This window comes from Burkholderia sp. RF4-BP95, assembly GCF_001521985.1.
GTDB lineage: Bacteria > Pseudomonadota > Gammaproteobacteria > Burkholderiales > Burkholderiaceae > Burkholderia > Burkholderia diffusa.
The window spans coordinates 531,089-543,284 of record NZ_LOSX01000018.1 but is presented as its reverse complement, the minus strand read 5'-3'; the positions used below and the strand labels follow the sequence as shown (position 1 = coordinate 543,284).

Sequence of the window (12,196 nt, the reverse complement as noted above, 5' to 3'; positions counted from 1 at the left end):
GTCAAGCGCGCGCGAGCAACACGTGAACGGCGGCGATAACGTCACCGACGGTCCGTACGGATTTGAACTCTTCCGGTTTGATGCGCCTGCCTGTCATTTCCTGAAGCTTGATGGCCAGATCGACCGCGTCGATGCTGTCCAGATCAAGCTCTTCGAACAGGTGCGTATCGGGCGTTACCCGCTCCGGCTCGATCGCGAAATTCTCATGAAAGATGGCGCGGATGCGCTCCAGGATTTCTGCGTCGGTCACGAGTGACTCCCTTTTTCCAGCACGGCTTCTTGCGATGCCTGATGAGACTGCTGGTCGGCAATGAACGCCGCCAGCGTGTTGATCGAACGGAAATGCGCTTTCGTGCGTTCGTCGTTCGCGGCGATCGTCAGGTGAAATTTCTTGCGCAGCATGATGCCGACTTCGAGCGCATCGACTGAATCGAGTCCGATTCCGTCCGTCGAGAACAGTGGCGCATCGTCGTCGATGTCGTCGACCGCCATGTCGCTGAGATCGAGCATCTCGATCAGAAGCTGCTTAATTTGCAGTTTTAAAGTATCCATGCTGAAACAGGCTTTGAGTAATGTGCACTTCCACCTCGCGGGCGATGCTGCGAGCGGCAATCGACGGTGATGTCACGTTCGGCGCCAGCCGGTTCAGGTCCATCGGCTCGAGGACGTCGATGCGCATACGAAATGCTCGAGCCGGCACGTGATACCAGCGCAGCGCCTTGGTAAATACCGGTGGGTCGCAATCGATCAGCACCGGCTGGATCCGGGTGCGGGACTGCAGCGCCATATGTGCGAAACCGCGTGAGAACGAATGCAGGCGATTGCCGCCCGGACTGCGCGTCCCCTCCGGGAAGATGATCATCGTGTAGCCCGCCGCCAGTTGTCGCGCGCCAGCCTCGACAAGATGGACGGCATCGGCATTGCTCACGTACTCGGCCGCGCGGACGATACCCCAGAAACAGGGGTTGCCCCAATGACCACGCTTTACGACGCAGCACGCCTTCGGCGTCAGCGACAGCAGCACCATGACGTCGAGCCAGGTCGGGTGGTTCGCGACGACGATCGCAGGGCCGTCCTTTGCGAGGCGCTCCGTGCCGCTCAGCTCGAGCCTCATCACGCCGATGTGTTGCAGCATCGCGACCAGCGCGCGGAAGAAATAATGGATGACAAGCGTCACCCCGCGCTGGCGCGAGCGCCGATGCGGCCATAATCCGCCGACGACGATGGCCAACAACGAGAACGCCGATCCGCACAGCGCGAAAAACGCCAGGCTCGCACCGGTCGCGAACAGACGCCAGCCGTAGTCAAGCCGCGCGATCATGCAAGCTCCATCGCCAGGATGCGTGCTGACAGCGCCACGACGCCGTGGTGCGCGCGGACAAGCAACGCAGCACCGCCTCGCTTTGCGTACCGGCCGCATCGTCGGCATCGCCCGCGTCGCCCGCCGCCATCTCACAGGTCAGATAGTCGGCCGATTCACCGGCGCCAATCAGAATGGCCAGCCCGACACTTTCAGGATCGTCATCGACATCGCCATAAACGGGATCGGCTGGCTCGTGCGCATAGACGAGCAGCACCGGCGAGCCCGGCGACGTTGCGTACTGGGAAAAGGCTTCGAGCAGCGCGTAGCCTAGCGTTTCATGGCCGGCCGCGATCGCCGTGGCTGCCGTTCGGTCGCGACGGGCGATTCCGAAAATACCCGTAACGGCATTGAGAACCGAGAGACTGAAGGCCGTCGGCGAGACAGGTTCCGAGGCGCCGATGTCGGCAAGAATGCCGGTGGTGCGCACCAGTTCACCGTGACGCGATGCGAACACCATGCGCAACGGATTTTCCGTTCCGGCGCAATCGTAGGCCGCCTGGAGCGCGAGCCGCGACAGCCGGCTCAAGCGGCGTCGCACCATCGGATCGAGGGCTTCGACGCCCGGCACCCCCGCGGTCGAAATCGACGTCCATCTGGCGATTGGCATGGTCCAATGCAAATCGGCCATTGTTGTTCTCGTTAGGATTGCTTCTCTTGGGTGTCTTTATATCGCGCCACCCAGCATCAGGCGGTTGCGCTCCGCTTTCGATGAAAGCCGCCCATCGCGTATTGACCACCGGACTCGCGCCATCGACTCCCCCTTCCGGTACGATCTGGAAAAATCGGGAATCGTAATGTTTGCGAAGCCGGCACCCGGATTGTCAATCGCTGCGATTGAATGAGCGGCATATCAGTGCGCCGGAACTGTAACAGGGCCGTTACAAAAGATCAACGCCACTGCGCGAGGCGCCTTCCAGATTTAACCATTTATCAATTTCTCGAGAAAATCGCGCATCGTCGGTTATCGAGCCGATCCCCGACCCGGCGTGCCTTGCGTCGATCCTGCACCGGAATGGCTCATAATGCGCTCGATGCCGCCCCCACACGACCTGCTTTCCGTTCAATGAGTTATTCACTCGCTACTGTTTACACGCGCGAACTCGAAATCCGCAAGAGCCGCTTCATCGCATTCGCGATCCCCGTCGAGGACCGCGATGCCGCCATGCAGGCGTTGCAGCGCCTGCGCGACGAGCACCCGACGGCCACCCACGTGTGCTGGGCGCTGCTTGCGGGCGGTCAGTCCGGCATGTCCGACGACGGCGAACCGTCGGGCACCGCCGGCCGGCCGATCCTCGAAGTGCTGCGTCATCACGATCTCGACGGCGTGCTCGGTGCGGTCGTCCGCTACTACGGCGGCGTGAAGCTCGGTGCGGGCGGCCTGGTGCGCGCCTATACGGATGCGATCGCCTCGGCGCTGCTCGACGCCGAGCGGGTCGAACGCATTCGCCACACGCGGTTCGCAATCGAAATCGGCTACCCGGACGAGGCGCGCGTGCGCCGCTGGATCGAGCAGGCGGGTTATGAGCTGGTGGACAGCGCGTACGGGATGACGGCGAAGCTCGTGATCAAGCTGCCGGAAACGGCCGAGGCGGCAGCCAAGACCGAGCTGTTCGACTTGACGCAGGGGCGCTCCGGCTTCCCCGACCTGTGAGGCGGGCAGCCTCCCCGGCATCGCCATCACGGTTTCACACAGATGCCCGTGAAAATTCAGATACGTCCGATAGAAAATCCGCGCGCCGAAACTTAATCTCTCCCGTGTTCCTCGCGACGCGCCCTGCAAACGTCTGGCCGAATGTACAGACACGCGGCGCATCGCGCGACAGCCAACAATCACAATTCAGCTACGGGGATATCGACGCATGCAACTGCAGCAACTACAAGCCCAACTCACGGAACTCGATCAACGCATCCGGGCGGCGCGCCGCCGCGAACGCCACGCGGCGCTGGTGCAGGTACGCGAGCTCGTGAAGACCCATGCGCTGACCGCTCGGGAAGTCTTCGGGCAGGGCTACAGCAATCGCGCGAAGCTGTTCACTGTCGGTGCGAAATATCACGATCCGGTGACCGGCGCCACCTGGAGCGGACGCGGTCGTGCGCCCGCGTGGATCGCCGGCCGCGACCGCAGCGCGTTCCTGATCCGGGAGTAACGCGCGCCGCGTTGCACGGCGCGCCTCAGTGGTCGATCCGGCCGGCCCGGGCCGCTCAATAAACGTCCGGGACGATCATGCTGTCCGGCGTCGGACGGCGAATGTAGTCCTCGTGGTGCTCACGCTGCGGCAGATCGATCGTCGGCCGCGGCACCTCGTGATACGGCACCTGGGTCAGCAGGTGGTGGATGCAGTTCAACCGCGCGCGCTTCTTGTCGACCGCCTGCACGACCCACCACGGCGCCTCGGGAATATGCGTGCGCTGCATCATCTCTTCCTTCGCGGCCGTGTACGCTTCCCAGCGGCGGCGGCTCTCGAGGTCCATCGGGCTCAGCTTCCACTGCTTCAGCGGATCCTCGATCCGGCTCTGGAAGCGCAGCTCCTGCTCGTGGTCGGTGATCGAGAACCAGTATTTGACGATCTGGATCCCGCTGCGCACGAGCATTTTCTCGAACTCGGGCACCGAGCGGAAAAACTCCTCGTATTCGTCTTCGGTGCAGAAATTCATCACGCGCTCGACACCCGCGCGGTTGTACCAGCTACGATCGAACAGCACGATCTCGCCGCCGGCCGGCAGATGCGCGACATAGCGCTGGAAGTACCATTGCGTGCGTTCGCGGTTGCTCGGCGCCGGCAGCGCCGCCACGCGGCACACGCGCGGGTTCAGGCGCTGCGTGATGCGCTTGATCGCGCCGCCCTTGCCTGCCGCGTCGCGCCCCTCGAAAATCACGACGAGCCGGTGCCCCGTGTTCACGACCCAGTCCTGCAGCTTCACGAGCTCGCCCTGCAGCCGGAACAGCTCGCGGAAATACTGCTTGCGCGCTTCGCGGCGCTCCGGCGAGAACAGCAGATCCTCGTCGTTGTCGAAGCGGCGGTCGTCGAGCTCCATTTCGAGTTCTTCGTCGTACGCGTCGACGAGGTCTTCCTCGAAACGGCGCTGGCGCGACTCGAGCGATGCCGAATCGGTGAAGTTGTCGGTCTCGGTGCGGGAATCGTTATCGCCCATGGGGGCCTCCTTCCTTCAATTGACGCAGCCAAACTCCACCATTATCCCAGCGTCTCGCGTCAAATTGATGAAAAAGGGGCCGATCCGCCCCTCACAAGCGGAATCCGAGCCGCACCGGGTTCGCGGGAAATATCGAAGGTATTGGACGCCAGCCTCCGGCTCGGCGTGCTGACGTCGAGCCTGATCCTCGTGCGTAACAGGAAAAGCCCAGCACGTGATCGAGCAGTACCCCAACCCGCCTCCGTCATTGAATGATCCGCGTGACCCCGCGTCCGCGCGGATCGGCCATCGCCTCCGGCGTCTTGCCGTCGATCTTGATCACCTGGATGTCGCCGCTGAAGTCCTGCCCCTTCAGCGTGTAGCCGCGCGCCTCGATCTGCTTCGCGAGTTCGCCTTCGATCGGGTGGTACGGCTCCCAGAAGATCGTGTTCGGCGGCAGCAGCTGATGGTGGAAACGCATCGCGCCGACGGCCTCCTTCAACGGCATCCCGAAATCGTAGATGTTGTTGATCACCTGGAAGATCGACGTGAAGATCCGCGAGCCGCCCGGCGTGCCGATCACGAGCGACACCTTGCCGTCCTTCGTCATGATCGTCGGCGACATCGACGACAGCGGTCGCTTCTTCGGCTCGATCGCATTCGCATCGCTGCCGACCACGCCGAACATGTTCGCGACGCCCGGCTTCGCGGAGAAGTCGTCCATCTCGTCGTTCAGCACGATGCCGGTGCCGTCGGCGATCACGCCCGAGCCGAAGTAGCCGTTGATCGTGTACGTGTTCGACACCGCGTTGCCCCACTTGTCGACGACCGAGAAGTGCGTCGTCTCGGCCTTCTCCGGCATCGACGTGCCGAGGCCCGGCTGCACGCTCTTCGTGTCGGCGATCTGCGTCGGGCTCACTTCGGCCGCTCGCCTCGCGATGTACGCGTCGTCGGTCAACTGCGCGACCGGCACCTTGTAGAAGTCGGGGTCGCCGAGATACTGCGCGCGATCGGCGAACACGCGCTTCTCGATTTCCGCGACCAGGTGGACATATTGCGGCGAGTTGAGCTTCACGCCCTCGAAGTCCTGCTTGAGGTCCGCCTTCATCTTCAGCAGTTGCACGAGGCCGATGCCGCCCGAGCTCGGCGGCGGCGCGGTGATCACGTCATAGCCGTTCCACTTCGCCTGCACCGGCTGGCGCCACACCGCACGGTATTGCGCGAGATCCTCGGTCGTGATCAGCCCGTTGCCGTCGCCGGTCTTCATCGACGCGGCGATCAACCGGGCCGTCTTGCCCTTGTAGAAGCCGTTCGCGCCGTCGTTCGCGATCCGCGCGAGCACGTCGGCGAGATCGGGCTGCTTGAAGTTCGTGCCGGCCTTCATCGTGGAGAAGTACTTGTCGAAGTTGGTCTTGCCGCCGAACTCCTTCGACGCGTCGACGCCGCGCTGCGCAAGCTGTTCGTCGACGACGAAGCCGTCGCGCGCATAGCGGATCGCCGGCGCGAGCACCTGCTTCCACTTCAGCTTGCCGAAGCGCTTCTGCGCTTCCCACATGCCCGACACCGTGCCCGGCACGCCAGCCGCGCGCGGCCCGTACAGGCTCATGCCCTTGACGACATTGCCGTCCTTGTCGAGATACATGTCCTTTGTCGCGGCGAGCGGCGCGCGCTCGCGATAGTCGATGAAGTACGGCTTGCCGTCCTTGTAGATCGTCATGAAGCCGCCGCCGCCGATGTTGCCGGCCTCCGGATACGTGACGGCGAGCGTGAACGCGATCGCGACGGCCGCGTCGATCGCGTTGCCGCCTTCCTTGAAGATCTGCTCCGCGGCGTCCGCGCTGTACTTGTCGGCCACAGCGACCGCCGCGCTCGTCAGGACCGCCGGCTGCGGCCCCTTCGCATAGGCCGGCGCATTCGGCAGGAAGCCGATGCCGGCCACCGCCGCGAGCACGGCAGCGGATGATTTGAAACGATTCAGCGTAGTCATTAAATGTCCCCCATGGATCTCCGGCGAGCTGGAATAAGCCCCCGATCCGCTTATAGCCGCTGGCACGCGGTCGGTCCCACGCCGTTTTCGTAGTAAATAAATGCGCCGGGACGGAAAACCCGCCGCTCACTACGAATCATTGCGAATCCTGTGCGCTCGGCCACACGGCTGAGCAAAAAGCGGGCCGGCGGATCGGTCGAAATTGCATGCGGCGAATTCGACGCGCATCGCGCAATCGGAAAATCACGGCACGCGGCGCTTGCGCGGTGCCGTGCATGCAAAAAAACCGCGATCGGACCGCCCGCTGCGCGGGCCGATCTGAGAAGATAGCGCCCCGCTTTCGCGGCCGATCGTTCCCGCTCGTCTGCCGTCGCTTCACGCTTTTTCGTCTCGTTTCCTATGGCATCACACAATGCGCACCACGCGTCCGGCTTCGCGGCCGGCGTCGCCGCCGCCGTCCTCGTCGCGCAAACCGGCGCGACCGGCCCCTGGCACGCGGGCCTGCTCGCCGCGTTCGCGGCCGGCGTCGCGGGCGGCACCGCGCCCGACTGGCTCGAAGTCGCGTGGTGGACCCGCAAGCGCCGCTTGTGGATCACGCACCGCACCGTCACGCACTGGGGCATCGGCTGGATCGCGCTGCTCGCGCTCGGATGGCACGGGCTCACGCATCATCCGCATCCGCTGTGGGCCGCGCCGCTGTTCGGCTTCGCGTGCGGCGGCGTGATGCACCTGCTCGCCGACTGGCCGAATCCGCTCGGCGTGCCGTGGATCTGGCGGCGCCATTCGCTGAACCTGTGGAACAGCGGACATTGCGACCTGATCGTCGTGGCCGCCGCATGGGGCGGCACGCTGTGGCTCGCGCAATCGCTGTGGACGCGCGCCCCGTTCCTCGAACACTGGCTCGGCTGGCTGCATCGCGTGTAGCTGCGTTTAGTCGCGTGCAGTTTCGCGTGGCCGCGGATCGAGCCGCGCAACCGCCCGACGCACGTCGAACGCGACGTCCTCCTCTCGCCGATCCGGCACCCGCGACCCGACGGGTGCCGTTCCGCGCGCCCAGCCGTTGAAATGCCGGCATCGCACCTCATCTGAATCTCCGACGCGCGCGTTCTCTCGCCCGCGGTGTCCGGCACGCGCACGCGACGTCTGGCACACTGACGATTCGCGCGCCGCCCACGCGCTCGCACCCCAATTCAACGCTCCGATGGACGTCACAGCCACCCGCCCCGCCAACGCGCTCGACGTGTTCCACCCGGCCGTCGCCGCGTGGTTCCGCCGTGCGTTTGCCGCGCCGACCGGCGCGCAGGCGCTCGCGTGGCCGCACATCAAGGCCGGGCGGTCGACGCTCGTCGCCGCGCCGACCGGCTCCGGCAAGACGCTCACCGGGTTTCTGTGCGCGCTCGACGATCTCGTGCGCGATGCGCTCGCGCACGACGGCGCGCTGCCCGACGCGACGCTCGTCGTCTATGTGTCGCCGCTGAAGGCGCTGTCGAACGACATCCACGTGAATCTCGACGCGCCGCTCGCCGGCATCGCCGAATCGCTCGCGCAACTGGGCCTGCCGGTGCCGGCGATCCGCACCGCCGTGCGCACCGGCGACACCACGCAGGCCGAACGCGCCGCGCTGCGCAAGCGCGCGCCGCACATTCTCGTGACGACGCCGGAGTCGCTGTACGTGCTGCTGTCGTCCACGTCGGGGCGGCAGATGCTGTCCAGCGTGCGTTCGGTGATCGTCGACGAGATCCACGCACTGGCATCGTCCAAGCGCGGCAGCCACCTCGCGCTGTCGCTCGAACGCCTCGACGCGTTGACGGGTCGTGCGCTGCCGCGCATCGGGTTGTCGGCCACGCAGAAACCGATCGACGCGGTCGCGCGCTTCCTGGTCGGCGGCCCGGCCGACGCGCCGCGCGACTGCACGATCGTCGACACGGGTCACACGCGCGAACGCGACCTCGCGCTCGAGCTGCCGAACGTACCGCTCGAACCGGTGATGGCAACCGACGTGTGGGAGCAGGTGTACGACCGGATCGCCGCGCTCGCCGCCGCGCATCGCACGACGCTCGTGTTCGTGAACACGCGGCGCACCGCGGAGCGCATGGCGCGCCATCTCGCCGACCGTCTCGGCAAGGACGCGATCGCGGCGCATCATGGCAGTCTCGCGAAGGAGCATCGCTTCGACGCCGAACAGCGGCTCAAGCGCGGCGAATTGAAACTGCTCGTCGCGACCGCGTCGCTCGAACTCGGCATCGACATCGGCGACGTCGATCTCGTGTGCCAGGTCGGTTCGCCGCGCGGGATCGCGCCGTTCCTGCAGCGCGTCGGCCGCTCGGGGCACCATGTCGGCGGCGTGCCGAAGGGCCGCCTGTTCCCTCTGTCGCGCGACGAACTGGTCGAATGCGCGGCGCTGCTCGACTGCGTGCAACGCGGCGAGCTCGACGCGTTGCGGATTCCCGAAGCGCCGCTCGACGTGCTCGCGCAGCAGATCGTCGCCGAAGTCGCCTGCGCGGAATGGCGGGAGGACGCGCTGTACGCGAGCTTCACCCGCGCGGCGCCATACGCGAGCCTGTCGCGCGAACGCTTCGACGACGTGATGAAGATGCTCGCCGAAGGCTTCACCAGCCGTCGCGGCGTGCGCGGCGCGTATCTGCATCGCGACGTGGTCGGCGGCACGGTGCACGGGCGCCGCAACGCGATGATGACCGCGACGACATCGGGCGGCACCATTCCCGACATGGCCGACTACGCGGTGCTGCTCGAGCCCCAGGGCATCCAGGTCGGCACCGTCAACGAGGATTTCGCGATCGAGAGCCTCGCGGGCGACGTGTTCCAGCTCGGCAACCAGTCGTACCGGATCATTCGCGTGGAAACGGGCCGCGTGCGTGTCGAGGACGCGCAAGGCCAGTCGCCGAGCATTCCGTTCTGGCTCGGCGAGGCGCCCGGGCGCAGCGACGAGCTGTCGGCGGCGGTCGGCCGGCTGCGCGCGCGGCTCGACGGGCTGTTCGCCGAAGGCGATCGGCACACGGAGGCCGGCGGACGCAAGCACGCGAGCGGCGCCCCGGCCGGCAAGACGGGCACGCGCGGCAACGCCAGGCCGGCGGCGGAAGCCCGTGCCGCCACCGATTCGCGCGGCGACGCCGTCGGCACCGCGATCGGCCCGGCCGAAAGCCGCCTCGCGCCGGCGCTGCGCTGGCTCGTCGACGAACTTCATCTGTCGCCCGATGCGGCCCGCCAGATCGCCGACTATCTCGCCCGCACGCGCGCGGCGCTCGGCGCACTGCCGACGCAGGACACGCTCGTGATGGAGCGCTTCTTCGATGAATCGGGCGGCACGCAGCTGGTGATCCATTCGCCGTTCGGCAGCCGCATCAACCGTGCGTGGGGGCTCGCGCTGCGCAAGCGTTTCTGCCGCAGTTTCAACTTCGAGCTGCAGGCCGCCGCGACCGACGACGCGATCATTCTGTCGCTGTCGCTCGCGCACAGCTTCGCGCTCGACGAAGTGTGGCGCTACCTGCGCTCGGCCAGCGCGGAGCACGTGCTGGTCCAGGCACTGCTCGACGCGCCGATGTTCGGCGTGCGCTGGCGCTGGAACGCGACGACCGCGCTCGCGCTGCCGCGCTTCACCGGCGGCCGGCGCACCGCGCCGCAGCTGCAGCGGATGAAGAGCGACGACCTGCTCGCGACCGTGTTCCCCGATCAGGTCGCGTGCCTCGAGAACATCGTCGGCGAACGCGAGATCCCGCATCATCCGCTCGTCGACCAGACGCTCGACGATTGTCTGCACGACGCGATGGATACCGACGGCTGGCTCGCGCTGCTGCGCCGGATCGAAAGCGGCGCGATCGAGCTGATCGCGCGCGACCTGCCCGCGCCGTCGCCGCTGGCGGCCGAGATCCTGAACGCGAAGCCCTATGCGTTCCTCGACGACGCGCCGCTCGAGGAGCGCCGCACGCAGGCCGTGCAGTCGCGCCGCTGGAGCGATCCCGAATCGGCCGACGATCTCGGCGCGCTCGACGCCGACGCGATCGACGCGGTGCGCGACGAGGCATGGCCGCTCGTGCGCGACGCCGACGAAATGCACGATGCACTGCTCACGCTCGCCTGCGTCGCCGACAGCGAAGCGCATGCGCACGACGGCTGGCCCGAGCGGCTCGCGGAACTGGCCGAACGCCGCCGCGCGACGAAGCTCGTCACGTCGGACGGCGCCGCGCTGTGGGTGCCGGTCGAACGGCTGATCTGCATGCGCGCGCTGCACCCCGACGCACGCGTCGCGCCGGCGCTGAAGGTGCCCGCCGCCTGCGCACAACCATGGGAAGTCGATGCCGCGCTCGTCGACGTGATCCGTGCGCGGCTCACCGGCTTCGGGCCGCTGACGCTCGACGCGATCGCGCAGCCGCTCGGCCTGCCGTCCGCGACGATCGCGACCGCGCTCGCGGCACTGGAGCGCGAAGGCTACGTGATGCGCGGCCGCTTCACGCCGGGCGCGACGACCGACGAATGGTGCGAACGTCACCTGCTCGCGCGCATTCATCGCTACACGGTCAAGCGGCTGCGCCGCGAGATCGAACCGGTCGAGCGCGCCGATTTCATGCGCTTCCTGTTTCACTGGCAGCACCTGACGCCCGACACGCGCGGCACGGGCCGCGAAGCGCTCGCAGCCGTCGTCGAGCAGCTCGAAGGCTACGAAGCCGCGGCGAGCGCATGGGAAGACGCGCTGCTGCCCGCGCGCCTGACCGACTACACGGCGGGCGGCCTCGACGAGCTGTGCCGCTCGGGCAAGCTCGTGTGGACCCGCATCGGCGCGCCGGCCCGCGCGGCCGGCACCCCCGTGAAAACGACGCCGGTCGTGCTGCTGCCGCGCCGCCACCTCGGCGCATGGCAGGCGCTGCGCGACCCGGACGCGCAACCGGCGCTGACCGCACGCGCGACGCAGGTGCGTGACGCACTCGCCGCGCATGGTGCGATGTTCTTCGACGCGTTGCTCGACGAACTGCACATGCTGCCCGTCGAACTCGAACAGGCACTCGGCGAACTCGTGTCGGCCGGCCTCGTGAATGCGGACAGCTTCGCCGGACTGCGCGCGCTGCTGAAGCCCGCGGTCAAGCGCAGCGCGACGTATGCGCCGCGCACGCGGCGCGGCGGCGCGCTGATCGGCGGGATGGACGACGCCGGTCGCTGGGCGCTCGTGCAACGCGCTTCGGCACCGGACGATGCGCCCGCACTGAAGCGCGGCCCGGCCGCGACCGATCCCGACGCACTCGAACATATCGTCTGGACGCTGCTGCGCCGCTATGGCGTGGTGTTCTGGCGGCTGCTCGAACGCGAGGCCGACTGGCTGCCGAGCTGGCGCGAACTCGTGCGCGTGCTGCAACGTCTCGAAGCGCGCGGCGAGATTCGCGGCGGACGCTTCGTCGCGGGGCTCGCGGGCGAGCAGTTCGCACTGCCGGAAGCGATCCCGATCCTGCGCGAACTGCGTCGCCAACCGGGCGACGGCCAGTACGTGTGCGTGACGGGCGCCGATCCGCTGAACCTGGCCGGCACGTTGTTGCCCGGCGACAAGGTGCCGGCGCTGGCCGGCAATCGCGTGCTGTTCCGCGACGGCGTGCCGGTCGCGTCGCTCGTATCGGGCACGTTCCACTACGTGCCCGAGCTGCCGCCCGCTGCACGCGAGGATGCGCGGCTGCGGCTCGCACGCCGCTACTGACATCGACTGACACGCG

Annotated in this window: 10 protein-coding genes; 4 read left to right on the top strand and 6 right to left on the bottom strand. The window is 67.0% G+C overall.

Annotated features, from left to right (window positions below):
• Nucleotide 1: 1 nt before the first annotated feature.
• The 4 genes from WS46_RS07115 to WS46_RS07100 are packed head-to-tail and all read right to left on the bottom strand — an operon-like array spanning nt 2 to nt 1,991.
• A complete protein-coding gene (locus WS46_RS07115) occupies nt 2-250 on the bottom strand; it encodes an acyl carrier protein (protein ID WP_059689931.1) in 249 nt (82 codons plus the stop codon).
• Nucleotides 247-552: a phosphopantetheine-binding protein gene (locus WS46_RS07110; protein ID WP_059525678.1), complete on the bottom strand. Its 306-nt coding sequence runs from the start codon at nt 550-552 to the stop codon at nt 247-249. Before WS46_RS07110 ends, WS46_RS07115 begins: the two co-directional genes overlap by 4 nt.
• Nucleotides 527-1,321, bottom strand: coding sequence for a 1-acyl-sn-glycerol-3-phosphate acyltransferase (locus WS46_RS07105; protein WP_059689930.1), 795 nt, complete (start codon nt 1,319-1,321; stop codon nt 527-529). The genes WS46_RS07110 and WS46_RS07105 overlap by 26 nt, the downstream gene beginning before the upstream one ends.
• A complete protein-coding gene (locus WS46_RS07100) occupies nt 1,305-1,991 on the bottom strand; it encodes a beta-ketoacyl synthase chain length factor (RefSeq protein ID WP_059689929.1) in 687 nt (228 codons plus the stop codon). The genes WS46_RS07105 and WS46_RS07100 overlap by 17 nt, the downstream gene beginning before the upstream one ends.
• 435 nt (nt 1,992-2,426) lie before the next feature.
• On the opposite strand from WS46_RS07100, the gene WS46_RS07095 reads away from it, so the two are divergent.
• Entirely contained in the window at nt 2,427-3,014 is a 588-nt protein-coding gene (locus WS46_RS07095) for a YigZ family protein (RefSeq protein ID WP_059689928.1), read from the top strand.
• A gap of 208 nt (nt 3,015-3,222) precedes the next feature.
• On the top strand, nt 3,223-3,510 hold the full coding sequence (locus WS46_RS07090; protein ID WP_059525101.1) for an H-NS family nucleoid-associated regulatory protein: 288 nt from the start codon (nt 3,223-3,225) through the stop codon (nt 3,508-3,510).
• A 55-nt stretch (nt 3,511-3,565) separates the two neighbouring features.
• Here the strand turns inward: WS46_RS07090 and ppk2 are convergent, their stop codons facing one another.
• Both ppk2 and ggt read right to left on the bottom strand, forming a co-directional pair.
• Nucleotides 3,566-4,516 carry a polyphosphate kinase 2 gene (gene ppk2, locus WS46_RS07085; RefSeq protein ID WP_059525099.1) on the bottom strand — a complete coding sequence of 317 codons (951 nt, stop codon included), beginning with the start codon at nt 4,514-4,516 and terminating at the stop codon, nt 3,566-3,568.
• A gap of 244 nt (nt 4,517-4,760) precedes the next feature.
• Entirely contained in the window at nt 4,761-6,482 is a 1,722-nt protein-coding gene (gene ggt, locus WS46_RS07080) for a gamma-glutamyltransferase (RefSeq protein WP_059689927.1), read from the bottom strand.
• A gap of 399 nt (nt 6,483-6,881) precedes the next feature.
• On the opposite strand from ggt, the gene WS46_RS07075 reads away from it, so the two are divergent.
• Nucleotides 6,882-7,406 carry a metal-dependent hydrolase gene (locus WS46_RS07075; RefSeq protein WP_059466236.1) on the top strand — a complete coding sequence of 175 codons (525 nt, stop codon included), beginning with the start codon at nt 6,882-6,884 and terminating at the stop codon, nt 7,404-7,406.
• Between the two features lie 277 nt (nt 7,407-7,683).
• Complete coding sequence (locus WS46_RS07070) at nt 7,684-12,180, top strand: DEAD/DEAH box helicase (protein ID WP_059689926.1); 4,497 nt, start codon at nt 7,684-7,686, stop codon at nt 12,178-12,180.
• Nucleotides 12,181-12,196 lie beyond the last annotated feature (16 nt).

Bases quoted from the DNA above. Each gene is read 5' to 3' on its own strand.
- WS46_RS07110 (WP_059525678.1), bottom strand. From the start codon at position 552: ATGGATACTTTAAAACTGCAAATTAAGCAGCTTCTGATCGAGATGCTC.
- WS46_RS07105 (WP_059689930.1), bottom strand. From the start codon at position 1,321: ATGATCGCGCGGCTTGACTACGGCTGGCGTCTGTTCGCGACCGGTGCG.
- WS46_RS07100 (WP_059689929.1), bottom strand. From the start codon at position 1,991: ATGGCCGATTTGCATTGGACCATGCCAATCGCCAGATGGACGTCGATT.
- WS46_RS07095 (WP_059689928.1), top strand. From the start codon at position 2,427: ATGAGTTATTCACTCGCTACTGTTTACACGCGCGAACTCGAAATCCGC.
- WS46_RS07090 (WP_059525101.1), top strand. From the start codon at position 3,223: ATGCAACTGCAGCAACTACAAGCCCAACTCACGGAACTCGATCAACGC.
- ppk2 (WP_059525099.1), bottom strand. From the start codon at position 4,516: ATGGGCGATAACGATTCCCGCACCGAGACCGACAACTTCACCGATTCG.
- ggt (WP_059689927.1), bottom strand. From the start codon at position 6,482: ATGACTACGCTGAATCGTTTCAAATCATCCGCTGCCGTGCTCGCGGCG.
- WS46_RS07075 (WP_059466236.1), top strand. From the start codon at position 6,882: ATGGCATCACACAATGCGCACCACGCGTCCGGCTTCGCGGCCGGCGTC.
- WS46_RS07070 (WP_059689926.1), top strand. From the start codon at position 7,684: ATGGACGTCACAGCCACCCGCCCCGCCAACGCGCTCGACGTGTTCCAC.